Source organism: Streptomyces sp. NPDC043176 (assembly GCF_056436715.1).
The window spans coordinates 298002-323876 of the sequence record NZ_JBWKCA010000004.1; the positions used below are offsets into that span (position 1 = coordinate 298002).

The 25875-nt window shown below is 74.0% G+C and carries 19 protein-coding genes and 1 riboswitch; of the genes, 12 read left to right on the forward strand and 7 right to left on the reverse strand.

Annotation, left to right across the window (positions count from 1 at the left end; all coding sequences use genetic code 11):
- Positions 1-21 precede the first annotated feature (21 nt).
- Entirely contained in the window at positions 22-855 is an 834-nt protein-coding gene (locus AC067A_RS08605) for an MHYT domain-containing protein (RefSeq protein ID WP_478616367.1), read from the reverse strand.
- A 151-nt stretch (positions 856-1006) separates the two neighbouring features.
- Between AC067A_RS08605 and AC067A_RS08610 the strand changes: the two genes are divergently transcribed.
- The 3 genes from AC067A_RS08610 to AC067A_RS08620 all read left to right on the forward strand — a co-directional run bounded on the left by AC067A_RS08610 (position 1007) and on the right by AC067A_RS08620 (position 3164).
- Entirely contained in the window at positions 1007-1642 is a 636-nt protein-coding gene (locus AC067A_RS08610) for a class I SAM-dependent methyltransferase (protein WP_478616370.1), read from the forward strand.
- A gap of 182 nt (positions 1643-1824) precedes the next feature.
- Entirely contained in the window at positions 1825-2160 is a 336-nt protein-coding gene (locus tag AC067A_RS08615) for a hypothetical protein (RefSeq protein WP_478616372.1), read from the forward strand.
- A gap of 98 nt (positions 2161-2258) precedes the next feature.
- A complete protein-coding gene (locus tag AC067A_RS08620) occupies positions 2259-3164 on the forward strand; it encodes a hypothetical protein (protein ID WP_478616375.1) in 906 nt (301 codons plus the stop codon).
- Between the two features lie 85 nt (positions 3165-3249).
- Here the strand turns inward: AC067A_RS08620 and AC067A_RS08625 are convergent, their stop codons facing one another.
- Positions 3250-3846 carry an HD domain-containing protein gene (locus AC067A_RS08625; protein WP_478616377.1) on the reverse strand — a complete coding sequence of 199 codons (597 nt, stop codon included), beginning with the start codon at positions 3844-3846 and terminating at the stop codon, positions 3250-3252.
- 157 nt (positions 3847-4003) lie between these two features.
- On the opposite strand from AC067A_RS08625, the gene AC067A_RS08630 reads away from it, so the two are divergent.
- Positions 4004-5377 (forward strand): tannase/feruloyl esterase family alpha/beta hydrolase, encoded by a 1374-nt coding sequence (locus tag AC067A_RS08630; RefSeq protein WP_478616380.1) that lies wholly within the window; start codon positions 4004-4006, stop codon positions 5375-5377.
- Between the two features lie 186 nt (positions 5378-5563).
- On the opposite strand, the gene AC067A_RS08635 is transcribed toward AC067A_RS08630, so the two are convergent.
- Positions 5564-6676, reverse strand: a complete 1113-nt coding sequence (locus AC067A_RS08635) for a fatty acid desaturase family protein (RefSeq protein WP_478616383.1) — start codon at positions 6674-6676, stop codon at positions 5564-5566.
- Positions 6677-6955: 279 nt separating this feature from the next.
- Here AC067A_RS08635 and AC067A_RS08640 point away from each other — a divergent pair, with 279 nt between their 5' ends.
- Positions 6956-9961: an SNF2-related protein gene (locus tag AC067A_RS08640; RefSeq protein WP_478616386.1), complete on the forward strand. Its 3006-nt coding sequence runs from the start codon at positions 6956-6958 to the stop codon at positions 9959-9961.
- On the forward strand, positions 9958-11349 hold the full coding sequence (locus tag AC067A_RS08645; RefSeq protein WP_478616389.1) for an SWF or SNF family helicase: 1392 nt from the start codon (positions 9958-9960) through the stop codon (positions 11347-11349). The genes AC067A_RS08640 and AC067A_RS08645 overlap by 4 nt, the downstream gene beginning before the upstream one ends.
- Positions 11350-11619: 270 nt before the next feature.
- Here the strand turns inward: AC067A_RS08645 and AC067A_RS08650 are convergent, their stop codons facing one another.
- Positions 11620-12474, reverse strand: coding sequence for a bifunctional 5,10-methylenetetrahydrofolate dehydrogenase/5,10-methenyltetrahydrofolate cyclohydrolase (locus AC067A_RS08650; protein WP_478616392.1), 855 nt, complete (start codon positions 12472-12474; stop codon positions 11620-11622).
- 28 nt (positions 12475-12502) lie between these two features.
- Positions 12503-12610, reverse strand: a riboswitch (ZMP/ZTP riboswitch).
- 92 nt (positions 12611-12702) lie between these two features.
- Here AC067A_RS08650 and AC067A_RS08655 point away from each other — a divergent pair.
- The 6 genes from AC067A_RS08655 to AC067A_RS08680 all read left to right on the forward strand — a co-directional run bounded on the left by AC067A_RS08655 (position 12703) and on the right by AC067A_RS08680 (position 23119).
- On the forward strand, positions 12703-13983 hold the full coding sequence (locus tag AC067A_RS08655; RefSeq protein WP_478616708.1) for a GAF domain-containing protein: 1281 nt from the start codon (positions 12703-12705) through the stop codon (positions 13981-13983).
- 44 nt (positions 13984-14027) lie between these two features.
- Entirely contained in the window at positions 14028-15551 is a 1524-nt protein-coding gene (exaC, locus tag AC067A_RS08660; RefSeq protein ID WP_478616395.1) for an acetaldehyde dehydrogenase ExaC, read from the forward strand.
- A 680-nt stretch (positions 15552-16231) separates the two neighbouring features.
- Positions 16232-18898, forward strand: a complete 2667-nt coding sequence (gene lanKC, locus AC067A_RS08665; protein ID WP_478616398.1) for a class III lanthionine synthetase LanKC — start codon at positions 16232-16234, stop codon at positions 18896-18898.
- On the forward strand, positions 18895-19023 hold the full coding sequence (gene ramS, locus AC067A_RS08670; RefSeq protein ID WP_015037662.1) for a mycelium formation morphogenetic lantipeptide SapB: 129 nt from the start codon (positions 18895-18897) through the stop codon (positions 19021-19023). The genes lanKC and ramS overlap by 4 nt, the downstream gene beginning before the upstream one ends.
- 164 nt (positions 19024-19187) lie before the next feature.
- Positions 19188-21278: an ABC transporter ATP-binding protein gene (locus AC067A_RS08675; RefSeq protein WP_478616403.1), complete on the forward strand. Its 2091-nt coding sequence runs from the start codon at positions 19188-19190 to the stop codon at positions 21276-21278.
- 134 nt (positions 21279-21412) lie between these two features.
- Positions 21413-23119, forward strand: coding sequence for an ATP-binding cassette domain-containing protein (locus AC067A_RS08680; protein ID WP_478616406.1), 1707 nt, complete (start codon positions 21413-21415; stop codon positions 23117-23119).
- An 85-nt stretch (positions 23120-23204) separates the two neighbouring features.
- Here the strand turns inward: AC067A_RS08680 and AC067A_RS08685 are convergent, their stop codons facing one another.
- The 3 genes from AC067A_RS08685 to AC067A_RS08695 form a co-directional block, all read right to left on the reverse strand.
- Positions 23205-23819: a LuxR C-terminal-related transcriptional regulator gene (locus AC067A_RS08685; RefSeq protein WP_478616409.1), complete on the reverse strand. Its 615-nt coding sequence runs from the start codon at positions 23817-23819 to the stop codon at positions 23205-23207.
- A gap of 280 nt (positions 23820-24099) precedes the next feature.
- Positions 24100-24435 carry a hypothetical protein gene (locus AC067A_RS08690; protein WP_478616411.1) on the reverse strand — a complete coding sequence of 112 codons (336 nt, stop codon included), beginning with the start codon at positions 24433-24435 and terminating at the stop codon, positions 24100-24102.
- Positions 24436-24823: 388 nt separating this feature from the next.
- Complete coding sequence (locus tag AC067A_RS08695) at positions 24824-25822, reverse strand: helix-turn-helix domain-containing protein (protein ID WP_478616414.1); 999 nt, start codon at positions 25820-25822, stop codon at positions 24824-24826.
- Positions 25823-25875: the final 53 nt, after the last annotated feature.

The window sequence follows — 25875 nt, forward strand, 5'->3', positions numbered from 1 at the left end:
GTCAGGTCCTGGGCACGGCGGTCAAGTCGTGGGCGTGCGAGCGGGTTCGGAGGTGCGGAAGCCGGGAGGCGCGACGTCCACGGCGCGCTCGTCCGGCTCCGTCAGACGTCCTGCGGAGGCGTACGCCGCCCGCTCCCTGGCCGTCGGTGAGAGGGCCACGAAGGCGGAGGTGATGAAGAGGTACGAGCCGAGCCCGACGGCGAGCGGGAAGATGAACTGCATGACCGTGGCGCCGGGGAGGACCTCGGCGGAGGGGACGACCTCGACCCCCACGGCGAACATCCCGGTGTAGTGCATGCTGCTGACGGCCGCGCCCATCACCAGCGAGGCGACGGCGACCGCGGCCGGCGCGTGGATGTTGAGGGCCGCCCAGAGCGCCGCGGTGGCGGCGACGACGGCGATGAGCACCGAGAGGCCGACGAGGACGGGGTCGTACGTGACCCGGCCGTGGAGCCGGAGCGCGGCCATGCCCATGTAGTGCATGCTCGCCACGCCGACGCCCGTGGTGAGTCCTCCGATCAGGAGCGAGCGGACCCGGTCCCGTCCGTAGCCGACGGCGAACACCCCGACGCCGACGACGGCCATCGCGATGACGAGACTGAGGATGGTGAGCGGCACGTCGTAGCGGATGTCGGTGCCGGTGACGCCGAAGCCGAGCATCGCGACGAAGTGCATCGTCCAGATGCCGGTGCCGATCGCGGAGGCGGCTGTCAGGAGCCAGTTCCGTCGCGAGCGACCGGTGGCGTCGAGCGCCCTTACGGTGCAGCGCAGGCCGAGGGCGGCGCCGATGCAGGCCATCGCGTACGACAGCGCGGGTGTCAGCCAGCCGAAGGTGGCGTGGTCCAGGTGTCCCATGGCTCCGGGACGCTAGTGCGCACTGGGGGGCGCACCAGGGGCGCATTTCGAAAGCTGATGGAATATGACAGAGAGATGGTCCCGAACGATCGCGCCGAGTTCGAACGAGCACACAGAACGCTCACCCTTCCGAGTGCGCGATCATGAGCTCATGAGCGATGACCCCACACACGTACGAGAGTTCTTCGGTGCCCGCGCGGCCGACTGGGACAGCAGGTTCCCGGACGACGGGCCCGCGTACGCCGCCGCCGTCGAAGAGCTGGACCTGCGCCCCGGGGACTCCGTGCTCGACGCCGGCTGCGGGACCGGCCGGGCCCTGCCGCCGCTCCGCGCCGCCGTCGGCCCCACCGGCACCGTACTCGGTGTCGACCTCACTCCCGAGATGCTCGAACAGGCCGTCGCCGCCGGCCGCGGCGGCCGCAACGACGTGAGCGACCGGACCGCCCACGAGGGCGTCGCGACCCTGCTGCTCGCCGACGTCGGCCGGCTCCCGGTGCACGACGGCGCCCTCGACGCCGTGTTCGGCGCGGGACTCGTGTCCCACCTGGCCGACCCCGTCGCCGACCTGCGCGAACTGGCCCGTGTCGTACGCCCCGGTGGTCGGCTCGCACTCTTCCACCCGATCGGCCGCGCCGCGCTCGCGGCCCGCCACGGCCGGCAGATCACCCCGGACGACCTGCGGGCGGAGCCCCGGCTGCGCCCGGTGCTCGCCGAAGCGGGCTGGCGGCTCGTCAGCTACGTGGACGAGGACGCGCGCTATCTGGCCATGGCCGTACGGGAAGCCTGAGCCGCCCTCCGAACCGGCGGTCCGGCCGGGCGCGGCGGGCAGCATGCCGGGGCCGCCCCGGGCGACCTGCCCGTCCCCGGTGCCGCTTCGTGACCGCGGGCGTCAACGCACCCTTCTGTCACGGCACTTCACTGATTACCGTGGACATGCCGGGCAGTCGTGCCCGGGAGAGGCGGCGGGCCGTGGCACGAGTACCGGAAAGACTGCGCAGACTCCTCCCCTCCGCACGGCGGCCGCCCTCGGCCGCCGCGCCGGCGCCACCGCGCGCCCGGCAGGGGCACAACCTCTTCGAAGCGGCGGCGGCGTACGTGGTGGCGTGCGCCGAGGACGACGCGGCCCGCGCGGAGGAGGCGTCGACCCGGGTCTCCCCCGACATGCTGACCTTCGGCGTCAACGAGCTGGCCTGCCGGGCCGTCCTCACCCTCGCCCGCGAGCGCAACCAGTCGCCGAGCGCCGTCGCCCGTTCGCTGCTCGGTCTGCGCGAGGAGACCCCGGCACCGCCGGCGAGAGACGCCTGAAGGGCGGAACCCGAGGTCCCGGGTTCCCGGGCGAAGCCCCTCGACGCGCGGGTTACTCACTGGTTAAGGTGCGCCGACGACCGGATGGGGAGGATGCCGTGGCTGGGACGGACCCGAGCGCCGAGGCAGAGGCCGACGGCGACGCGGACGCGTTGTTCGTGCTGACCGCGGCACTGCTGACGCCCGAGCGCTTCCTGAGCGTGCTCGGCGACGACTATCCGGCGGCCTGCGCCGCGCTCGGCCTCCCGCCGTACGCGGAGGGGTACGGGCTCGTGTTCGGCCAGGACGGGCTCGGGGCGCGGTGGACGGTGGTCGTCGACGACGTGTCGCTGGTCGCCGTGGCCATCTCGTCCTGGGACTGCGGCATGGCGTACGACCTCTCCCCCGACGAGCGTTCGGTGGTGACCGGGCTGCCGGGCTGGCCCCTCGACCTGGCCTCCCGCGCCCCGGGGGTACCGGCCCCGCACGACCCGGAGCCGCAGGAAGGCGACCCCGATCCGCTGGTCCCGCCCTCGGGGACGGAGTGGGGTCCGGCGCAGCGCCGTCTCGGCGCCGACGAGGTCGCGCTCCAGTGGGCCGCCTGGCGGTCCCGGGCGGGCGACGAATCGCCGGCAGACCCGGCTCCGTCCGACGGGGCCGAGTCTCCGGGGGTCCCGGCTCCGACCGCGGAGGCTCCGACCGCGGCCCCGACTCCTGTTACGGGCGAGAACCCTCCGCTGTCCACGGAGCCCGATGCCTACGACGGGGTCAGGAAGGCGCTGGCCGAACTCCAGGGCTACCTGGAGGAAGCGCCGCCGGTCGGGCGCGTGCGGTCCGACGGCGGCCCGGAGGGCGGCCCGTGCACCCTGCGCGCGGACGGCCCCGGCTGGTCGCTGACGGCCCGCACCGGCGACATGGCCTTCGTCCTCCTCGACGAGCTGCCCCACGAGGTGCTGCCGGTACCCCGGAGCCCGAAGCTGACCGCCCTCCTCGAAGGGCTCGCGGCGATGGCCGTGCGCCCGTAGTGAGCGCGTACGGACCCCAGGGGCGCCCGGAGAGCCCCGCCTGGCTCCACTTTCCGGAGGCCCTGGGGGTGCCGCGCCCCCGGGGTCACGTGACGGCGTGCCCGTACTCGGAGGCCAGTCCGGCCAGCTCCGGGTCGCCGTAGACCGCGCGGAAGGTCCGGAAGGCCGCGGCCTTGTCGTCACCGAAGCGGCCGACGGCCGTTTCGTAGGTCTCGGGGGACACGAACCTGGGCGGCGTGCTCTTGCTGTGGAACTTGTCGGCGTACATCACCAGGCGCTCTTCGGGGGAGACCGCGACGTAGTCGGCCGGCGGCAGCGGCAGCCCCTGCTCGAGGACGTCCTCCTTGGTCAGCCCGACGCCGGTGTGGCACGAGCAGAAACGGCACAGCGCCTCCGGCAGGCCCTCGGACGCGAGGATCTCGTGGCCCAGCATCCCGTGCAGCAGGTAGCTCCGGCCGTCCCGCCGACCCTCGGCGTCGTACAGGCGGTAGACGCCGATGTCGTGGAGGAGGCACCCGGCGCGCACCAGTTCCGGGTCGACGCCCCGGTCCGCGCGCGACATCAGCTGCTGGGCGACCTTCCACACGATCTCGCAGTGGGTGAAGACGCGCTCGAACGCCGCTTCGTCGGGGGCGTACTTCAGGTGCAGGGCGCGGATGTCGTCCGTGGTGGGAATCTCCATCCCCGCAGGGTAGCGAGTGCGGCCGCCGGGGAGCGGCCCGTCCCGCACCCACATGAGGCGCAGGGCCGAGGTGTGGTTCCGAACCATGGTCCGGCGGTGGGGGCCCACCGCACGATGTGGCGCTGTACACCGTCACGTCGTCCCCTCGGAGGCCACCATGCGCCTGTTCCCAGGCGTCTCCCTGTTCGCCGCGCTGCTGACCGTCACCGCCCTCGCGCCCGCGAGCCCTGCCGGGGCCGCGGAGGAGGCCACCGCGCACTGCGCGCGGCAGGCCCGGCTCCATGTGCCCGGTGCCGAGCACCAGGAGACCGCGTGTCTGGAGGACCTGACCACCGCGGGGCTCGCCGGCACGCCGTACACCGACATGGCCGACCAGGCGGGCCTGGCCGCGAAGGGGACCCGTAACCCGTCCGGGGTGCCGGGCGTCCAGATCGACGGCTACTTCCCCGACGAGTCGCGGCTCAACGCCACCCACGGCTGGTCGCACGACGCGCAGTTCGTCATCCGGCTGCCGGACCACTGGAACGGCGGGCTCGTCGTCACCGGTGCGCCGGGCACACGGCGCCAGTACTCGACGGACGCGCTGATCTCCGACGAGGTCCTCGCCAAGGGGTTCGCCTACGCGGCCACCGACAAGGGCAACACCGGCCCGAACTTCTTCACCGACGGGCAGGCTCCGGGTGACGCGGTCGCCGAGTGGAACCGGAGGGTGACCGAACTGACGCGGGCGGCCGGGAAGGCCGTGCGCCAGCGGTACGGGAAGGCGCCCGAGCACACGTACATGACGGGCATCTCCAATGCCGGCTACCTGACGCGCTGGCAGCTGGAGAACCGGCCCGAGCTGTACGACGGCGGGGTCGACTGGGAGGGCGTGCTGTGGACCACGCACGGCCCCAACCTGCTGACCAGCCTGCCGGTCACGGTGGCACGGTCGCAGGGCCTGGCCACCGACGACGACCTGATCGCGGCGGGCTTCGCACCCGGCTCGCGGTTCCTGTGGCCGTACCACGAGAAGGCGTACTGGGGTCTGACGCAGAAGATGTTCCGGGCCGAGTTCGACCCCTCGTACGACCCCGCCTGCCCCGGCGCCTCCATCGGCGGCACGGTGGAGCAGATCCTCGCGCCCTGCGCCTCGGACGCCTCGTACGACTACGTCTCCCGGCCGGGGGCCGTGCACCGCGCGGTCGCGAAGGTCGCGCTGACCGGCCGGATCGGCAAGCCGCTCATCACCCTGCACGGCGACCTCGACACGCTGCTGCCCATCGCCACCGACTCCGACGTGTACGCGGGGATGATCGACGCGCGCCGACGGGGCGGTCTGCACCGGTACTACACGGTGGAGGGCGGGACGCACACCGACGGCCTGTACGACACCTACCCGGACCGGCTGCGGCCGATCCTGCCCTGCTACCGCTCCGCGTTCGACGCGCTGACGCGCTGGGTCGAGGAGGGTACGGCTCCGCCCGCGGACCGCACGATCGCGCGGCCGGCGGGCGGTGACGTGATCAACTCCTGCGCCCTGGCGGGGTAGGGACCGAGGGCTCTCGGCGGCGTCCCGTCCTCGATCGGGGCCGGCGTGGGCGCCGATCCGCAGGAGCGGGCAGGCCGAGGAGGTCGATCCCGCGGGCCGTGATGTTCTCGCCGAGGTCACCGGGCGCGACCTCGAAGCCGGCGTCCGCGACCCCGTCGAGAACATCGCGCCCCTGACGTGGCGCCCCTACTCGGCACCCTCGGAACGGAGCGGCGCGCCCACCTCGTGCAGGTGGCCGAGCGCCTGGCGGTACGAGTCGAGGAAGCCCGTCTCGGTGTACGGGACGCCCAGCCCGGCGCAGTGGGCCTTGACGGCGGGCTGGGCCAGCCGCAGGTGGGGGCGCGGCATGCTCGGGAAGAGGTGGTGCTCGACCTGGTAGTTGAGCCCGCCGAGGAACCAGTCGGTCAGGGCGCCGCCGCGGATGTTGCGCGAGGTGAGCACCTGCCGGCGCAGATGGCCCCAACTGGCCCCGTCCTCGTGCTCGTCCGGCCGCTCCATGCCCTTGTGGTTGGGGGCGAAGGCCATGCCCAGGTGCACGCCGAGGAGCATCTGGTGGACGAGGGCGAACACGAGGGCCTGTGCGGGGGTGAGGAGGGTGAGGAGCAGCGTGGCGTACCCGGCGAAGTGGGCGAGGAGCAGACCGCCCTCCACCAGCCGGTCGCGGCGGGTGCGGCAGGGGCCGTCCTTCGCGAGCAGGGCCTGGACGCCGTAGACCTTGAGGGCGATGCCCTCCAGCGTGGTCAGCGGGAAGAACAGCCAGGCCTGGTGACGGGTGAGGAACCCGCGCAGTCCGGTGCGGCCCGTCGTCTGGTGTTCCGCGAAGACGAGGATGTCCGCCGCGACGTCCGGGTCCTTGTCGAGGTGGTTCGGGTTGGCGTGGTGACGGTTGTGCTTGTCGTTCCACCACTCCCGGCTCATGCCGAGGAGGAGGTTGGCGTGGACGAGCTGGATGATCCGGCTCGCCCTGCGGTCGGCGGTGATCTGGGCGTGGCCGGCGTCGTGGCCGACGAACGCGGCGCGGGCGGACAGCAGGGCCAGGGGGACGGCGAGGAGGAGTGCCCACCACGAGGGGCCGATCAGGGCGAGGCCCGCCACGACGGCGGCGATGCCGATGAGGTTGACGGCGATGCCCCGGGCGTACCAGCCGGGGCGGTGTTCGAGCAGGCCCTGTTCCCTGACCGTCCGGAGGAGCGGGGTGAACTCGCTGGCGCCCCTGGCGCGGCCGGGCTTCCCGGTGGTGACCTCGGGGAGCGGCACGGTCGGTGCGGGGGCCGGGGGCAGGACGGTGGCCTGGGACATGTGGGGCTCCGGTTTCTCTCGGTCGTACGGGGCGGCCGGGGGTCCGTCGTCTTCGCCGGGTGCGGTGGCGAGCGGTCGCCGGAGCCCTACCGAGAACGTACGGATCCGTGATCGTCCGGGGCCATGGCGTCACCACCCGTCCCGGGCAGGGGGTGGCCCGGGGGGCGGGGGTGGGGGCAGCCCCACCTCGCGCCGTGTGAGGCGGATCACGGCTGTTGATGGCACGTCAGACGGGTGCGGTGGGGTAGCCTCGGCGGCTCGGTCCCCAGGTAGTCAAATTTGAGGAATGCGTTGTCGCTGTCGTACGGACCCGATGATTCGGCCCGCGAACCCGCTCCCACTCCCGGCCGGGAACCCGCTCCCGACACCTCACCCGAGCCGGCCCCCGGGCTCGATCCCGCCCTCGCCCGGCATGCGGCCGTCTTCCTCCCCGCCGATCCGCCGCGCGCCGGCCGGATCGCGTTCTGGTCGCCGGAGGGCGAAGCCCTCCCGGACGGCGGCGCTGCCGAGGACTCCGCGTCGCACGTCGAACTCACCGTCGTGGACGGGGACGGCCACCGGCCCGTGACCGTCCCCGCCCACGCCGTCCCCGTGCGGGACGTCCTGCCGCTGCTCCTGCGCGCGCGGTTCGCGGACGGCGCGTCCCCGGCGGCGTCCTTCTGGGGCGCCGCGTCGCTCCTCGCCCTCGACCTCGTCTCCCGTGGCCTCCTCCTGCCCGGGCTCACCGCCGCGGACCACGACGCGTGGCGCGTCGGCCCGCTCGGCCCGGAGGAGCTGGCGGACCTGCGGACGCTCGCCGCCTCGATGCCGCCCGTGGCGCACGCCGTTCCGCTCTCCTTGGACGAACCGCTGCTGCTGCCCGCCCCCGAGGCGCTGCTGCGCGCCTTCGCCGACGCGGTCGCGGACACCCTCCCCCGTACCCCGGCCGCGCCGATCGCGGCGGGTGGCCCCGCGTTCGCCGCCGACGCGCCGCAGCGGATCCCCGAGCAGCGGGCGTGGGCGGCCGACGTGGCGGCCGTCCACGACGCGGGAGTCCGGCTGTCGCTGCGGCTCGAACTGCCCGGCTTCACCGCCGACGCGCCCGACGCACCGGCCTTCCGCGCCGTGCTCCAGCTGCACGGAGTCGCCGATCCGACGCTGGTCGCGGACGCGGCGGAGGTGTGGGCGGGCGCGGCTCCGGCGGGAGCCTTCGGGCCTCGTGCCCGTATGGACGCCCTGCTCGCCCTGCGCCGGGCCGCCCGGGCCTGGCCCCCGCTGTCTCCGCTGCTCTCCGCGGCCGTTCCCGACAGCGTCGAGCTCGCCGACGAGGAGGTCGCCGAACTCCTGGGCCCGGCGGCCCGCGCCCTCGCGGCGACGGGCGTCCAGGTGCACTGGCCGCGCGAACTCTCCGACCGGCTGACCGCCCGCGCGGCGATCGGGCCCGTGGACACGGGGCTGCGAGGAACCGGTGCCGACGGTCCGGCCGAGGACTCTTCCGACACCTCCCTTCCTTCCGCCGTCCACGCCTCCTCGCTCCCCTCCTTCCTCTCCGCCGACGCCCTGCTCGGCTTCCACTGGCGCTTCGCCGTCGGCGACCGCGAGCTGACCCGGGCCGAGCTCGACGCACTCGCCGAGGCCGGCCGGCCGCTCGTCCGGTTGCGCGACCGCTGGGTCCTCGTGGACCCGGCGGAGGTCCGCCGGGCCACGTCCCGGCAGGACCGCGAGGTGACACCGGTCGACGCGCTCGCGGCCGTGCTCACGGGCACGACCGAGGTCGACGGACAGTCCGTCGAAGTGGCGGCGACCGGCTGGCTGGAGCGGCTCCGGGAACGGCTCGCCGACCCCGAGGGCGGCCGGCCCGAGATCTCCCAGCCCGCCGGCCTCGCCGCGACCCTGCGGGACTACCAGCTGCGCGGGCTCGACTGGCTGCACCGGATGACCTCGCTCGGCCTCGGCGGCTGCCTCGCCGACGACATGGGCCTCGGCAAGACCATCACCGTCATCGCGCTCCATCTGCACCGCCAGGCCGACCCCGCCGCCGCGGGCCCCACGCTCGTCGTCTGCCCCACCTCCCTCATGGGCAACTGGCAGCGCGAGATCGAGAAGTTCGCGCCCGGCACACCGGTGCGCCGCTTCCACGGCGCCACTCGCGATCCGGACGGGCTCGCCGACGCCGGCTTCGTCCTCACCACGTACGGCACCATGCGGCTCGACGCCCAGCGGCTCGCCGCACGGAACTGGGGACTCGTCGTCGCGGACGAGGCACAGCACGTCAAGAACCCGTACTCGGCGACGGCCAGGCAGCTGCGGACCATCGGGGCACGCGCACGCGTGGCGCTGTCCGGCACGCCGGTGGAGAACAACCTCTCCGAGCTGTGGGCGATCCTCGACTGGACCACGCCGGGGCTGCTCGGCAGCCTGGGGGCGTTCCGGACCCGGTTCGCCGCCGCCGTCGAGGGCGGTACGGACCCGGCCGCCGCCGAGCGGCTCGCGTCCCTCGTCCGTCCGTTCCTGCTGCGCCGCCGCAAGTCCGATCCCGGCATCGCACCCGAACTGCCGCCGAAGACGGAGACCGACCGGGCCGTCTCCCTGGCGCCGGAGCAGGCCGGACTCTACGAGGCGGTGGTACGGGAGACCCTGGAGGCGATCGCCGCCGCCGACGGCATGGAGCGCCGGGGCCTCGTCATGCAGTTGCTGACCGCCCTCAAGCAGATCTGCAACCATCCCGCCCAGTACCTCAAGGAGGAGCGGCCCCGGATCGAGGGCCGCTCGGGCAAGCTGGAGCTGCTCGACGAACTCCTCGACACGATCCTCGCCGAAGGCGCGCGCACGCTGGTGTTCACCCAGTACGTGGGGATGGCCCGGATCCTGGAGACGCATCTGGCGGCACGCGGGGTGCGGACGCAGTTCCTGCACGGCGGCACGCCGGTCTCCGAACGGGAGGCGATGGTCGCCCGCTTCCAGGACGGGGACGTCCCCGTCTTCCTGCTCTCCCTGAAGGCCGCGGGAACGGGGCTCAACCTCACCCGGGCCGAGCACGTCGTGCACTACGACCGCTGGTGGAACCCGGCCGTGGAGGCGCAGGCCACCGATCGCGCCTACCGGATCGGGCAGGACCGGCCGGTCCAGGTCCACCGCCTGATCGCCGAAGGCACGGTCGAGGACCGGATCGCGGCCATGCTCGACCGCAAGAAGGAACTCGCGGACAGCGTGCTCGGGACGGGGTCCGACGCCCCACGGGAGCTGACCGAACTGACCGATGCCGAACTGGCCGAGCTGGTACGGCTGAGAGGGGACGGACGATGAGCGGGGCGGGAGACGCGTACGGGCAGGGAGACGGACCGCTCGGCGGGCAGGGGGGCTCCCCCGGGAGCGGGCCGGGGGGCGACGAGCGCACGTTCGCGGCCCTGCCGCCGACGAAGGGCACGTCCTTCGCCCGGACCTGGTGGGGTCGGGCGTGGCTCAAGGCCCTGGAGGACACCGCGCTGGACACGGTGCAGCTCAAGGCCGGCCGCCGCCACGCGCGCGCGGGGGCGGTGGGCGCCGTGACGGTGCGGCCCGGCCGGATCACGGCGGTCGTCAAGGACCGCGACGGCACGGCGTACCGCAGCGACGTCCTGGTGCGGGAGCTCTCCGACGGCGAGTGGGAACGGTTCCTCGACCTCGCCGCGGACAGCGCGGGGCACATCGCGGCCCTCCTCGACCGCGAGATGCCGCCCCATCTGGTGGAGGACGCGGCTGCCGCCGGGCTCGATCTGCTGCCCGGCATCGGCGACCTCGACCCGGAGTGCGGCTGCGAGGCCTGGGACCACTGCCCGCACACGTCGGCGCTCTGCTACCAGGTCGCGCGCCTGCTCGACGAGGACCCCTTCGTCCTGCTGCTGATGCGGGGGCGCGCCGAGCGCACCCTGCTCGACCAGCTCCAGGCGCGCAGCGTCGCGCGTGCCTCCGCTCCGTCGGCTCGCGGCGGAAGCGGCGAGGACGGCGCCCCGACCGCCGAGGCCGCGGCGGGTGTCGGCGGCATGCCGGGCGTCTCGGCCGCCGACGCGTACGCGGAGGGGTTCCTCCTGCCGCCGCTGCCCGCACCGCCGCTCGTGGCCGCCGCCCCGGGCGTCCCGCCCGCCCTGGACACGGACACGGACCCCGCGCCGGGGGTGGACCCGACCGCCCTGGAGTTCCTGGCGACGGACGCGGCGGCCCGCGCCCACGGGATGCTGGCCGCCGCCCTCGGAGCCGTACAACGAGATGCGGCGAGGACACGTCTGACGGCCGATCAGGACGCCGTACGGCTCGCGGTGGACTCACCGGCGCCGTGGATCACCGCACGGCTCGGCTCCGGATCCGGCCGGACACCGGACGAGCTGGACCTGGCCACGCGCGCGTGGCGGCTCGGCGGGGCCGCGGCCCTCTCCGTACTGGAGGAGGAGTGGGCTCCTGACGGGGAGAGCCTCGCCCGGGCCGGCACGCTCCTGTCGGAGGCCTGGGAGGACGACGAGCGGCCCGTGCTGCGCCGGTCGGGCACCCGGTGGACGGTGGTGGGCACGCGGGGACAGCTCCGGCTCGGCGCCGACGGTCGCTGGTGGCCCTACGCCGGAGAGGGCGCTCGCTGGGAGCCTGCGGGGCCGCCGGACCGGGACCCGGCCGTCGCCCTGGCGACGGCGCTGACGGCCGGTGCCACGGCCGACGGCGCGTAGGCACACCGCTCGTGGGGGTGGAGAACCGGTCCTCTACCGGGGTCGGTCCGCCGGGGCCGGCCTGAGGTGGGCCTGCCTGGGGGGCGGTCCGCCGGGGTCGGCCTGGGGGGGCGGCCTGGGGGGCGGCCTGGGGGGCGGCCTGGGGGCCGCCTCACCGCGGTGTCCCGCCACGGTCGCCCCCTCGGTCCTCCGTGCCGGCGTCACCCCCCAGGTCGCCCCACCAGGGCACCCCGCCGGGCCTCCGCCCCGGCGCGGCGGGGCAGGCGGCTCCTACAGGCCGAGCTGGCGCTCCGCGCCCTCGACGGTCTGGGCGAGGAGGACGGCGATGGTCATGGGGCCGACGCCGCCGGGCACGGGGGTGATGAGGGAAGCGCGTTCGGCGGCGGAGGCGAAGTCGACGTCGCCGACGTTGCCCGGGTTGTAGCCGGCGTCGATGACGACGGCGCCCGGCTTGATGTCCTCGCCCTTGATGAAGTTCGGCTTGCCGACGGCCGCCACCAGGATGTCGGCCTCGCGGACGACGGACGAGAGGTCCTGGGTGCGCGAGTGGCAGTAGGTGACGGTGGCGTCGCGGCCGAGGAGGAGCAGACCCGCGGGCTTGCCGAGGATCGCGCTGCGGCCGACGACGACCGCCCGCTTGCCGCTGAGCTCGACGTCGTAGGCGTCGAGGAGGCGCATGATCCCGCCGGGCGTGCAGGAGACGAAGCCGGGCAGGCCGAAGCCCATGGCGGCGAAGGACGCCGTCGTGACGCCGTCGACGTCCTTCTCCGGGGCGATCGCCTCGAAGGCGGCACGCTCGTCGATGTGCTGGCCGACCGGGTGCTGGAGGAGGATGCCGTGGACCTCGGGGTCCTCGGACAGGGCGGTGATGGCGGCGACGAGTTCCCCGGTCGTGGTGGCGGCGGGCAGCTCGACGTGCTTGGAGCGGATTCCCGCCTTCGCGCAGCGGTTCTGCTTCATCTTCACGTACGTCACGGAGGCGGGGTCCGCGCCGACGAGGACGGTCGCGAGACACGGCGTGACGCCGGTACGGCGGGTGATCTCGGCGGCGCGGGCGGCGGTCTCCTCGACCGTACGGCGGGCGAGGGCCGTGCCGTCCATGAGGGTGGCGGTGCTGGTGGACATGGCAACTCCTGGGCGTCGTCTCTGACCGGTGGTTCGCCCAGGCGCACGGCATCGGCGGACCCACGCCGTCACGACGCGCTCCACCGGGCCGCTCCCCGGTGGTGATCCACCTCAAGCGCCAGTCACGGCCCGAGCCCCACTCTACGTGAGGGGGCCGGGGCGGATCCCGGACAGGGTGCCCGTGCCGTGCCGTCCGGCCGCTTGTCGGCGGCCCGGTCGGGCACCACGATGGCCGGGACGGACCGTGACGACCTCGACGGGGAGGCCGAGTTGAGCGATGCCCGGGTGGCGGGGGAAGCGGAACCCGAGCCGGTCGCCGGGAGCGCACGGCCGCTGGTCGCCGCGTCCTGGCGGCGCTCCCTACGCGCGCGCGTGAGCCAGGACGGCGCCGCACGGGTCGAACTGGACGAGGACGAACTCGCCGCCCACCGCGAGGGCCATCCCCTGGCGGCCGCCATGCCCGTGATCCGCGAGCTGATGGGGGCGTACGCGACGGACGGGGAGCATCTGCTCGCGGTCTGCGACGCGGCCGGGCGGATGCTCTGGGTCGAGGGCCACCGGGACACCCTGCGCAAGGCGCGGCGCATGAACTTCGTGGCCGGGGCCAGGTGGTCGGAGTCCGCGGCGGGGACGAACGCGCCCGGGACCGCCCTCGCCGTCGACCGGCCGGTGCAGGTCGTCGCCGCCGAGCACTTCCGGCGCCCGGTCCGGGCGTGGACCTGCGCCGCCGCCCCCGTGCACGACCCGCGCACCGGGCGGGTCCTCGGCGCCGTCGACATCACCGGCGGGGCGGGGCTCGCGCACCCGCACAGCCTCGGGTTCGTCCAGGCGGTCGCGCGGGCGGCCGAGTCCCAGCTGGCCCTGCTCGCGCCGGCCCCGCGGTCCGGGCGGCTCCGGCTCTCGGCACTCGGCCGGGACGAGGCCGTCCTCCACGTGGAGGGTCGGCCGGTGCGGCTCAGCCGCCGTCACAGCGAGATCCTGGTGCTTCTCGCGCACCGCCCGGAGGGCGTCGGCGGCGACGGCCTGCTCACGCTGCTGTACGAGGACGAGTCCGTCACCCCGGTGACCCTGCGGGCGGAACTGTCCCGGCTGCGCGCGCTGCTCGGCCCGGACGTGCTGCGTTCCCGCCCGTACCGCCTGGCGGACGTCGTGGACGCGGACTTCACGGCCGTGGACCGGCGGCTGGCCTCCGGAGCCGTCGCCGCGGCGTCCGCGGCGTACGCGGGTCCCCTGCTCCCGGCGTCGACCGCCCCCGGGGTCGTACGGCTCCGGGAACGGCTCGCGGGACGGCTGCGGGCCGCGCTGGTGGACCGGGCCGATCCCGGGCTGCTCGCCGACTGGGCGTACAGCGCCTGGGGCGAGGACGACGTGGTGGTCTGGCGGGCACTGTGCGCGGCCGTACCGGCGACCCGGCTCGCTCCCGTACGGGCGCGGCTCGACGCACTGGAGGCGGAACTGTCGGCCGGTGCAACGGACTTGCAACGTAGGGGTCGGCACACTCGGCCGTGAGCGCCGGCCAGGGACGGCCGGCGCGTCCCAGGGAGGCCATGCCCATGACCCGTTACGCCGCACCCGGCACCGAGGGCGCGCTCATGTCGTACCAGGCCCGCTACGACCACTGGATCGGAGGCGAGTACGTCGCCCCGGCCGGCGGGCGCTACTTCGAGAACCCCAGCCCCGTCGACGGCCGGCCGTTCACGGAGGTCGCCCGCGGCACCGCCGAGGACGTGGAGCGCGCCCTGGACGCGGCGCACGCCGCTGCTCCGGCCTGGGGGCGCACCGCCGCCGCCGAACGCGCGGCCGTCCTGCTGCGGATCGCGGACCGCATGGAGAGCAACCTGGAGGCGCTCGCGGTCGCCGAGACGTGGGACAACGGCAAGCCCGTCCGGGAGACCCTCGCCGCCGACGTCCCGCTCGCGATCGACCACTTCCGCTACTTCGCGGGAGCGCTGCGGGCCCAGGAGGGCGCCCTGAGCGAGATCGACGACGACACCGTCGCGTACCACTTCCACGAGCCGCTCGGCGTCGTCGCGCAGATCATCCCGTGGAACTTCCCGATCCTCATGGCGGTCTGGAAGCTGGCCCCCGCCCTCGCCGCCGGCAACGCCGTGGTCCTCAAGCCGGCCGAACAGACCCCCGCCTCGATCCACTTCTGGCTCGGCCTCGTCGCCGACCTCCTGCCGCCCGGCGTCCTCAACGTCGTCAACGGCTTCGGCGAGGAGGCCGGCAAACCGCTCGCCTCCTCACCCCGCGTCGCCAAGATCGCCTTCACGGGCGAGACCACGACGGGCCGGCTGATCATGGGTTACGCCGCCGAGAACCTCAAGCCCGTGACCCTCGAACTCGGCGGCAAGTCACCGAACATCTTCTTCGACGACGTCTGGGCCGCCGACGACGACTTCCGCGACAAGGCCCTCGAAGGCTTCACGATGTTCGCCCTCAACCAGGGCGAGGTCTGCACCTGCCCCTCCCGCGCCCTCGTCCAGCGCGGTCACTACGCCGACTTCCTCGAAGCGGCCGTCGCCCGCACCGAGAAGATCGTCCCCGGCCACCCCCTCGACACCGACACGATGATCGGCGCCCAGGCCTCCGCCGACCAGCTCCAGAAGATCCTCTCCTACCTGGAGATCGGCCGGCGGGAAGGCGCCAGGATCCTCACCGGCGGCCAGGTCGTCGAGCACGGCGGCGAGCTGAAAGGCGGCTACTACGTGCAGCCGACCGTCTTCGAGGGCGACAACCGCATGCGCGTCTTCCAGGAGGAGATCTTCGGCCCCGTCGTCGCCGTCACCTCCTTCACCGACTTCGACGACGCCATCCGCACCGCCAACGACACCCTCTACGGCCTCGGTGCCGGCGTCTGGACCCGCGACACCAACACCGCCTACCGCGCCGGCCGCGCCATCCAGGCCGGCCGCGTCTGGACCAACTGCTACCACGCCTACCCCGCCCACGCCGCCTTCGGCGGCTACAAGCAATCCGGCATCGGCCGCGAAACCCACCGCGTGATGCTCGACCACTACCAGCAGACCAAGAACCTGCTGGTCAGCTACTCGCCGAAGAAGCTCGGCTTTTTCTAAGGGCACGAAAGAGGCGCCTGACCTGGGCTTTCGCCCGCCAGGCGCCTCTCGCTCGCCCCGTTTGACGAGGGGTCACGTCCACACCGGAACTCCCCGTTCATCCCACGTGCGACGGCCTGCCGCCTTCGGCGGGCGTACCGCGGACTCGATGACCGCTCCGGGACTGGACTCCCGACGGGCCGCGGAACTGATCGAGCGGGCAGGCACCGGTCAGGAGGGGATGACCGCCCAAGTGGTCGTCACCCCCCTGTCGAGTGCGGCCCCGGTGGAAGCCGGAGCGGCCGGGAACGGTACCCGGAGCACGTCCCCGGCTCGCCCCTGTCCGGGCCCAGGCGCCGAAGCAGTGATCTCCGCTCGCGTTCCCTCCAGGCGGCTGGAGGGCGCTCAGGAAGGCGAAGACGTCACCTCCCAACCGCTGGGTACGCGTTGCGGGCGAACCAAAGCCGGTCCGTAGGACGCCCGGCGCTCGGCGCGGGTGGCGCTCGTGGGCCGCGTCGCCCGTTCACGACTCCCACAGCGGAGAGCGAACAACAGGCGCGGGCGAGAGGGGCCGGGCGAGCAGCGGGTGGAGAGCACCGGTTACCTGTGCGTACTACATGGGCGAAACGTGACAGCGGCGACTGTCCCGGCCCTCCCGGCGCGTGACAACGTCGTTCCGTCACCGACCGAGGGAGAGCGTTGTGAACAAGGGGTACGCGGTCTACTGCGACGCCGACCGTCACTTCTACGACGCGCCCCACCGTCTCGTCTTCGCCGACGGAGCCGGCGGCTCCCTCTACCCGGCCGCCACCCTCCCCGTCCCCGACGGGTGGGCAAGCCATCGCACCGGTGACTGGCTCGCCCTGCGTCCGGTGGGCGGCACGCTCCCGTCGCAGGGCTGGAAGATCCACGTCTCGGCCTGTCTCGACAACGCGGAGCGGATCCTGGACAGGGTCCGGGAGTACTGCCTGCGCCACGAGGTGGCGTTCAAGTTCGTACCGAGCCGGTACCTGCTCCACCAGCGCAACGCGAAGTACGCGGACCGCACGGCCAGCGGCAAGTTCATCACCGTCTACCCGGCCGACGACGAGCAGTGCGAGCGCCTCGCGACCGACCTGGCGCACCTGCTCGACGGCGAGCCCGGCCCGTACATCCTCAGCGATCTGCGCTGGGGGCAGGGCCCCGTGCATCTGCGGTACGGCAGCTTCACCCGGCGCCACTGCTACGACGACCGCGGAGAGCTGCGGCCGGCCATCGAGGACGACTCCGGCACCCTTGTACCCGATCAGCGCGGGCCTGTCTTCCGCGTGCCCGACTGGATCACTCCCCCGCCGTTCCTGCGCCCGCACCTCGATGCACGAGCCGCCGTGACGGTCCAGGAGATGCCGTACGAGATCGAGAAGGCCCTGCACTTCTCCAACGGCGGCGGCGTGTACGAGGCGCGGCACCGGGAGACGGGGCGGCGGGTCGTCCTGAAGGAGGCGCGCCCGCACGCCGGGCTGGCCGCCGACGGCGCCGACGCCGTCACCCGCCTGCACCGCGAACGTACCGCTCTGGAGCAGCTCTCCGGACTCGCCTGCACACCGGAGGTCCTCGACAGCTTCACCCTCGGCGACCACCACTTCCTGGCCCTCGAATTCGTGGAGGGCAGGCCGCTCAACACCTTCTTCGCCCGCAGGCATCCGCTGATGGAGGCCGAACCGCCGGCGGATCGGCTCGCCGAGTACACGGACTGGGCCATGCGGATCCACGGCCTCGTCGAGCGGGCCGTGGCCGCGGTGCACGCACGGGGCATCGTCTTCAACGACCTGCACCTGTTCAACGTCATGGTCTCCGAGGACGAGACCTCCGTGGTGCTCTTGGACTTCGAGGCGGCCCAGCCGGCCGCGGAGGGCGGCCGGCAGACCGTCGCCAACCCCGCGTTCGTCGCGCCCGCCGACAGGCGCGGCTTCGACGTGGACCGCTACGCTCTCGCCTGCCTGCGGATCGCGCTGTTCGTCCCGCTCACCAGTCTGCTCGCCGTGGACCGGGGGAAGGCGGCGCACCTCGCGGAGGTCGCGGCGGCGCTCTTCCCCGTGCCCGGCGAGTTCCTGGACGCGGCGGTACGGGAGATCGTGCGGGAGCCGACCGGCATCCCGCCGCGCGCCGGCGCGTCCGGCGGCCGTGCCCCGTTCCTGCCGGTCGAGCCCGGAGAGTGGCCGGGTAGTCGTGACGCGATGGTGCGGGCGATCCTGGCGTCGGCGACGCCCGACCGGGAGGACCGCTTCTTCCCCGGTGACATCGCCCAGTTCGCCACGGCCGGGGGCGGCATGTCCGTCGGTTACGGCACGGCGGGAGTCCTGCACGCCCTGGACGAGAGCGGTGCCGCGCGGATCCCGGCGGCGGAGGAACGGCTCCTGCGATACGCCAAGCAGCCGGAGTCCGGCACGCCGCTCGGCTTCTACGACGGGCTGACCGGCGTCGCCTGGACCCTTCAGCGACTCGGACACACCGCCTCCGCCCTCGAACTGGCCGAGCTCGTTCTCGCGCAGGACCACGACGCGCTCGCGCCGGATCTGCACGGCGGGACCGCCGGAATGGGCCTCGCCCTGGACGCCATCGCCGCCGCCACCGGAGAGTCCGGCCTGCACGCTGCGGCCATGAGATGCGCCGAACTGGCGGCCCGCCCTTCCGTTACGTCGTCGCCGCCCGCAGGGCCGGGGACCGGGGGCCGGGTACGGACCGGGCTGCTGCACGGTGCGGCCGGCCGGGCCCTGCTCTTCGTACGGCTCTACGAACGCACTGGCGACTCCGCGCTCCTCGACCTCGCCGCCGAAGCGCTCCACGACGATCTCACCCGCTGCGTACGCGGCGCCTCCGGCACGCTCCAGGTCGACGAGGGCTGGCGCACGATGCCGTATCTCGGGGCCGGGAGCGTGGGCATCGGCATGGTGATCGACGACTACCTCCTCCACCGACACGACGAAACCCTCGACCGCGCCCGACACGAGATCGTGCAGGCCGCGCAGGCCACCTTCTACGCTCAGCCCGGCCTCTTCCGCGGTGTCGCTGGCATGGTCCTGCACCTCGCCCGCACGAACGCCGGCGGACCCGGCACGGAACCCGAGGACGTACTCCGTCAGGTCGGCTGCCTGAGCTGGCACGCGATGTCCTACGAAGGCCATCTCGCCTTTCCCGGCGAACAGATGATGCGGCTTTCGATGGACCTCGCCACCGGCACGGCGGGCGTCCTGCTGGCCCTCTCGGCAGCTCTGGGCGACCGCCCGGCACACCTGCCGTTCCTCCCGCCGCTCCGGCGGCCCCACGAACCGGCCCCGCCCCGGGGTCGCACAGCACCACCGTCCCCACACGAAAGGAAACGATCATGAACCTGTTCGACCTGCAGTCGCTGGAGACCCCCAAGGACGAGGCCATCGGCGACGTCGAGACCGGCAGTCGCGCGAGCCTGCTCCTCTGCGGCGACAGCAGCCTCAGCGTGACCACCTGCAACTGAGCCGATCCGGCTCCGCGAACGGTCCGTAGAGGCGCCGGCGCGTAGTCACGGTGCCCCGGGAGCCACATCCCGGGGCACCGACCATCGGGGCGAGCGCCCGGGGGGGCGCGCCGTGCCCGTCAGGAGAAGGAGCGTCGGGCGGCTTCTCGGGGAAAGGGCATCTGATGGCTTCTCGGACCGGGCCCGACGGGCTGCTGCGCGGCGCCGTACGGCACACTGTCGGACCTACGGCGGCGCTGCTCGTCTGCTCGGTCGCCGGAGCCGGCTGCGCACTCGCCGTCCCCGCGGTCGCCGGCCGCACCCTGGACCTCCTGTTACACCGGCACCCGGCTGCGGGGGCCTGGTTGACCTGGGTCGCCGTACTGCTCGCCGCCGAGGTGCTGTTGGAGACCGCCACCGTCCTGCTGACGCAGCTGACCAACGCACGCGCCACCGCCTGGATCCGCCTCCGCGCGACGACCGGGCTGTCGGCCACCACCCCCCACCGAGCCGAGCCGTACTCGGGCGGCGACGTCGCCTCCCGGCTGTGCGTGAACGCCACGGACAGCGGTGCCGCACCGGGGGCCCTCGCGACCTCGGTGTCCTCCGTCCTCGTCCCGGCCGGCGCGCTCGTCGCACTGGCCCTCATCGATCCCTGGACCGCGGCCGCCTTCGCGGCCGGCCTGCCGCTGCTCCTCATGGTCCTGCGGTCCTTCGCGCGCCAGTCGTCCGACTCCGTCGGCCGGTACCAGCAGGCGCAGGGAGCCGTCGCCGCCCGGCTGACCGAGGCGCTGAGCGGTGCGCTGACCATCACCGCCGCGCACACGGCACGCCGCGAGGAGGAGCGCATCCTCGCCCCGCTGAAGGACATGACGCGGTACGGCACCCGGATGTGGCTCGTCCACGGCCGCGCCGTGGCCCGCAGCGGCGTACTGCTTCCGCTGCTCACCACGGCCGTCGTCGCGGTGGCGGGGACGAGGCTGGCCGCCGGGGAGCTCGGCATCGGCGACCTGCTCGCCGCCTCGCGGTACGCCGCACTCGCCGCCGGGATCGGCTCCATCGCGGCGCCGCTCGGCGCACTGGTCCGGGCACGCAACGCGGGCCGCCGCATCGCCGCACTCGCCGATCTCCCGCCCATGACCCACGGCTCCACGGCCCTGCCGCCCGACGGGCTCGGCGCCCTGGAACTGAGGGACGTACGGGTGGTGCGCGACGGCGTCCCGCTGCTCACAGACGTGACGCTCACGATCGATGGCGGCTCGACGGTCGCGGTCGTGGGCCGCTCCGGCGCCGGCAAGTCCACGCTGTCCGCCGTCGCGGGCCGGCTGACCGACCCTGACGGGGGGCGTGTCCTCCTGGACGGAGTCGACCTGGCCCGACTCACGCGCGCGGAGCTGCGTTCGGCGACGTCCTACGCCTTCGCCCGCCCCGCCTTCGACAGCGGCGTCACGCCCACGGTCGGCAGCGCGATCGCCTCGGGGCGCGGGGCCGCCTGGGAGCCGACGGAGGGGGCGGGTACGGGTGCCGCGGGCGGTGCCAAGACGGGTGGTGGTGCCGTGAGCGCCGCGGAGTCGGGTCGTGGTCGCGTGAGCGTCGCCGAGACGGGTCGCGGTGCCGGGACCGCCGCCGGGACGGGTGGTGACGACGTGACCGCCGCGGCTCCTGGCCCCGCCGACGCCCTGGAGGAGAAGGTCCGCGACGCCGCGAGGGCCGCGAGCGCCGACGCGTTCGTCCGCCTTCTCCCGCAGGGGTACGACACACCTCTGGACGACGCGCCTCTCTCAGGCGGGGAGAGCCAACGCCTCGGCCTGGCGCGGGCGTTCATCGGGGCCGGGCGGCTGATGATCCTGGACGACGCGACGTCGAGCCTCGACACGGCGACGGAACGGCAGGTGGAACTCGCCCTCTCCACGTCACTGCGGCCGTGCACCAAACTCGTCGTGGCCCACCGGGTCTCCACGGCGGCCCGTGCGGACAAGGTGATCTGGCTGGAGGCGGGACGGGTACGAGGGTGCGGGCCGCACCGGCTCCTGTGGGAGGACCCCCACTACCGCGCGGTGTTCCTGGCCGAGCCGGCCTCGGCGTCGACGGCGACCGTCGCTCCGGTGGAGGCCGTCGCACGTGTGGAAACCCTCGCCCCGGCGAAGGCCGTCGTGGAGGCCGTCGCCTCGGCGAGGGCCGCGGGTGCGGCAGGGCCCGCGGGGGCCGTGGCCTCGTCGCAGGACGACCGGCGGGCCGAGCGGCCCACCCACGACGGACCCGGGAGCGACGCGTGACGTCGGCGGCGTACAGGGACCGGACGACGGGCCCGGGGCAACGGCCGTCCCGCGGCGGCCCCGGCCCTTCCGCCGAGCGGACGTCGCGGCGCGTCCTGGCGTCGGGACGGACGTTCCTCGGGCACCGCAAGGGGGTGCTGGCCAGGCTGGCGGCCTGGTCGGCGGCCGAGTCGGCGCAGACGTTCCTCGGCGGCTATTGCGTGGCCCGGTCGCTTGACGACGGATTCCTGCGCAGGAGCACCTCGGCGGGACTGCTCTGGCTCGCGGGGGCCGCGGTGGCCATCGTCCTCGGCGCGCCGGTCGTCCGGGGCGTCTTCGCCCAACTCCCGCACCTCACCGAACCGTTGCGCGACCAGCTGGCACGACGGTCGGTAGCGCGGGCGCTGCGCACGGCCACGGCCGGACGCGGAACCGTCGACACGACCGCCGTCTCCCGGCTGACGAGTCAGACGGAGATCGCACGGGACAGCTTCGCCGGGCTGGTGCTCGCGGCCCGCTCCTTCGTCTTCGTCGCCGTCGGGGCCCTGATCGGCCTGATGTCCCTGGCACCGCAGTTCCTCCTCGTCGTGTGCCCGCCGCTGGTCCTGGGCATCGCCCTGTTCACCGCCTCCCTGCGGCCCATGGCACGGGCCCAGCACCGCTACCTCGACGCGGACGAGGCCGTCGGTCGGCGTGCGGAGGTCACGCGTACCACCCTGCGCGACATCGTCGCCTGCGGCTCTCACGAACCCACCGCCGCCCGCAACCGCAGGGCGATCGAGGAGGCTGCCGCCGCCCAGCGCGCCCTCGCACGCTGGGCGGCGGTCCGTACGCTGTCCGTGGCGACGGCGGGCCAGTTGCCCGTCTTCCTGCTCCTGGCGGCGACCCCGTGGCTGCTCGGCCAAGGCGTCACGGCTGGCGCCCTCTTCGGTGCGCTCACCTACATCCTCCAAGCGCTGCTGCCGGCCCTTCACACGCTCATGACCGTCCTGGGCGCCGCGGGGGCGCGACTGTTCGTCGTTCTCGACCGGCTCACCGGGCCGGTCCCCGGCTCCCCCGCCGTCTCCGGCAGGCAGCCCGCTCCCGCCCCGCTTTCCGACACCGTCCCCGGCGAGTGGGCGCGCCCCCCGGCGACGGGGGCGACGGCCGCGCTGGAGCTGCGCCGGGTCCGGGTGGCATACGGACCCGGTGCCCGTGCCGTCCTCGACGAGCTGGACCTGACCGTCGAGGACGGGGAGCACATCGCGGTCGTCGGCCCGAGCGGCATGGGCAAGTCGACCCTCCTTCAGGTGGCGGCGGGCGTGCTGACGCCGGACCGGGGCGAGGCGCTCCTCTCCGGGCGCCCCGTCGGCGACCATCCGTCGCCCGAACTCGCCGCCCTCCGCGCCCTGATCCCTCAGGAGGCGTACGTCTTCAGCGGCACCCTGCGGGACAACCTTCGCTATCTGCGCCCCGACGCCCGCCGGTCCGACGTCGACGACTCCGTACGGGCCCTCTGGCTCGAACCGCTCGTCGAGCGCGTCGGCGGGCTCGACCGCCCGGTGCGGCCGGACGCGCTCTCGCTCGGCGAGCGCCAGCTGATCGCCCTCGCTCGCGCCCACCTCTCCCCCGCCCCTTTGTTACTGCTCGACGAGGCCACCTGCCACCTCGACCCCGTGGCCGAGGCCCGGGCCGAACACGCCCTGCGCGCCCGGCCCGGAACCCTGGTCGTCGTCGCCCACCGGTTGTCGTCCGCGTTGCGCGCGGACCGGATCCTCGTCCTCGACGGCACCCGCGCCCGGTGCGGCACGCACGAGGAACTGCTCGTGCGGTCGGCGCTGTATCGCGATCTGGTGGGGCACTGGAACGACATCCAGCGCTGACGGAGGAACCGCGCCCCCGCGGAGAGCTCACGCGGCGACACCGCGGAGACGTCACGCGGAGGTGTTCAGCCCCGGCCGGCGGCGATCAGGTCCACCCGGCTCCCTGGGCTATCCGGATGGCGTCCACCCGGTTGCGAGCGCCGACCTTGCGGATGACGCTCGCCATGTAATTCCGTACGGTCCCCTTGGAGAGACACAGCGTCGCGGCGATCTCACCCACAGGAGCTCCCTTGGCGGCGAGCGAGAGCACGCTCAACTCACGTCGGGTGAGGGGCATCTCAGCGGCCTGGAGGAAGCCGAGGGCGAGCGTTTCGTCGATGAAGCGCTCCCCCGCGGCGACCCGGTGGACCGCCTGGAGTAATCGGTTCTTCGAGCCGTTCTTGTCCACGAAACCGGTCGCCCCCGCCGCGTGCGCCCGGCGCAGCACTCCGGGCCGCTGGGCGGGGGTCAGCGCCAGGAGGACCGATCCGCCCGCCTCCAGTGACGCCGCCACCGACGTGGTCGGCGTGTCGGGCTCTGCCCCGGGGGGCGGCAGACACTCGGCATCGGCGACGTACACGTCCGGTGCGGGCACGCTCGCCGGCCCCTGCGGCCAGTGGGAGACCGCGGAGACGACCGAGACCTCGTCGTCCGACCGCAGCAGGTCCACCAGCGCGGCACGCAGCAGCTGTGCCTCGTACACGACCGTGACTCTGATCATTCCCACCCCTTCGGTCTGCGCCACGCCCCTGGGGCATGACGCGATCAGCCCTCACCCCTCTGCCCGTGTCTCCCGCGCGGGAACGCGGCATCGGGCGCACAGGGGGCGCACTTCGGGGCGCCGGGGCCGGATCCGTTCCCTGCGTACGAACGGTGCGCAGGCCGGCCGGATGGGGGTGCGCACGGCGCCGGTCGGGAATGTCCAGATCCGGTCGGCACCCCACCGTCGCCGCCGGGCAAAGGCCGCCGCCATGAGCGGGGACGGACGAAGACGGGCGGCTTCAGGCACCGGAGTGACGCGGGGCGGCTGCCGTCCGTCGCGGGGCGGATGCCTGGCGCGGGGCGGCCTGGGCCAAGGCGGCGTGGTGCGCCGGGGTCCGCTCGCCCGCGGTGGTCGCGCGGAGGCGTCGCAGCCAGTGGCAGGTGGCACCCAGCAGACAGATGAAGATCACCGCGAGCAGTACGGCGACCCACATCTGCCGGCTGCCCGGCTGCAGTCGGCCCGACCACACCGCGGCGCCCGCCCACAACAGGACGCCGACCGCGTAGAAGCCACGGACCCGGCGCAACTGCCGCGCGGCCCGCAAGGACATGAGGTGATCCGTCTTCTGTGCCATGCCGGCCCGAATACCCCGATCGGCGCGAACCATCGGGGGACGTACGGCCTTCTTGCGTGGCGGGGCGGGGGCTGGGTCCGAACGCCGGAGCGAGCGGCTCCTTCACCAGCGTGTACGCCCCTCAGCGCGATCATGGTGCTGCTGCGGTCGTACCTGACGTCGCCGGCCCCTTTCCCGGTGTCGCGTTCGCCGTGCAACTCGTGCGGAAGGTCCCGTACAACGTGTGTGGTGACTGTGCGGCTGGTGACTGAGTCGCCGCGCCGCCGCCGCGCGGAGGGGAGATCACCCCTCCGCGCACCGGCCCGCCATGCCCGGGTGCTCCCGGCCGGCGAAGGACGGCGGTGGCGCCGCCGGCCGTGCACACCGTCCTTCCCTCCGAGAACGGCGGTCACGCTCGCGGCGGCCCCGTCCAGCCGTTCCGCACGGCGTGGGCGCCCAGCTGCATCCGGGTCCGGACCCCGGCCATGTCCATGAGGTGGCGCAGGCGCCGGTGCAGCGTACGCGGGGAAAGGCCGAGCTGGGTCGCGGCCGTCAGGTCGGTGAGCCCGGCCAGGAGCAGCGCCAGGATCTTGCGGTCGAGTTCGGTCGGGCCTTGCGGACCGAACTCGACGGTGGCTTCGGATTCGTCCCCCGGGTCCGAGAGTTCGAGAGGGTGGGCCGTACGCCATACCGTCTCGAACAACGCGTCCAGCGCGTCCAGGAGGCCACTGCGGTGCAGGAGTACGGCGCCGGGCTCTCCCGCCGGTGTGACCGCGAGCGGGACCAGGCCGAGATCGGCGTCGGCCAGCACGAGCTTCATCGGCACGTGGTCGGCGACGCGTAGTTGCACGCCGTTGCGCAGGGAGTCGACGGCGTCGCGGACGATGCCGGGCTCGGCCAGCACCTCGCGGTCCAGTACGGCGCGGAAGAGCACTCCTCGGCCGAGGGCCATCGGCTCGGCCGTGTTCTCGTCGGGCGGCAGCGCGACGAACGGTGCGGTGATGAAGGAGCGGACCTGCGTCCGGGCCGCCTGCTGTACCTGGAGGAACCGGTGGCGGATGGCGTCGACGCCCGTGACGACCTCGATCAGGTCGGTGATGCTGCTGCCGGTCATCGCGGCCCGGTGTTCCTCGGCGAGGGTCGCCAGGGCCTGCTCGGCCGTGCGCAGTCCGTCCCGGCGCCGGCCGATGAGGGCGCCGAGTGCCATGGCCGGCGGCGCGGCGGTGAACCGGGCGTCCGCCGACCTGGTCGCCAGCCCCCACTCGACCAGGCGCGACAGGGCCTTGTCGACGTGGGCGTGGGGCAGGGCGAGTGCGTCCGAGAGAAGGGCCGCGGTGGTCATCGGCCGTCCGACCAGCGCCCTGTAGACGCGCTCCTCATCGGGTTCGAGGCCCAGGGCATCCAGCATCGACGATCGACTCTCTTCCACTTGCCGCAGCGGGGAGAGTATGCGCCATGGTG

Coding starts and splice junctions, on each gene's coding strand:
- AC067A_RS08695 (WP_478616414.1), bottom strand. CDS start 25,822: ATGCTGGATGCCCTGGGCCTCGAACCCGATGAGGAGCGCGTCTACAGG.
- AC067A_RS08635 (WP_478616383.1), bottom strand. CDS start 6,676: ATGTCCCAGGCCACCGTCCTGCCCCCGGCCCCCGCACCGACCGTGCCG.
- ramS (WP_015037662.1), top strand. CDS start 18,895: ATGAACCTGTTCGACCTGCAGTCGCTGGAGACCCCCAAGGACGAGGCC.
- AC067A_RS08645 (WP_478616389.1), top strand. CDS start 9,958: ATGAGCGGGGCGGGAGACGCGTACGGGCAGGGAGACGGACCGCTCGGC.
- AC067A_RS08685 (WP_478616409.1), bottom strand. CDS start 23,819: ATGATCAGAGTCACGGTCGTGTACGAGGCACAGCTGCTGCGTGCCGCG.
- AC067A_RS08610 (WP_478616370.1), top strand. CDS start 1,007: ATGAGCGATGACCCCACACACGTACGAGAGTTCTTCGGTGCCCGCGCG.
- AC067A_RS08605 (WP_478616367.1), bottom strand. CDS start 855: ATGGGACACCTGGACCACGCCACCTTCGGCTGGCTGACACCCGCGCTG.
- AC067A_RS08655 (WP_478616708.1), top strand. CDS start 12,703: ATGGCCGGGACGGACCGTGACGACCTCGACGGGGAGGCCGAGTTGAGC.
- AC067A_RS08675 (WP_478616403.1), top strand. CDS start 19,188: ATGGCTTCTCGGACCGGGCCCGACGGGCTGCTGCGCGGCGCCGTACGG.
- AC067A_RS08625 (WP_478616377.1), bottom strand. CDS start 3,846: ATGGAGATTCCCACCACGGACGACATCCGCGCCCTGCACCTGAAGTAC.
- AC067A_RS08690 (WP_478616411.1), bottom strand. CDS start 24,435: ATGGCACAGAAGACGGATCACCTCATGTCCTTGCGGGCCGCGCGGCAG.
- AC067A_RS08650 (WP_478616392.1), bottom strand. CDS start 12,474: ATGTCCACCAGCACCGCCACCCTCATGGACGGCACGGCCCTCGCCCGC.
- exaC (WP_478616395.1), top strand. CDS start 14,028: ATGACCCGTTACGCCGCACCCGGCACCGAGGGCGCGCTCATGTCGTAC.
- AC067A_RS08630 (WP_478616380.1), top strand. CDS start 4,004: ATGCGCCTGTTCCCAGGCGTCTCCCTGTTCGCCGCGCTGCTGACCGTC.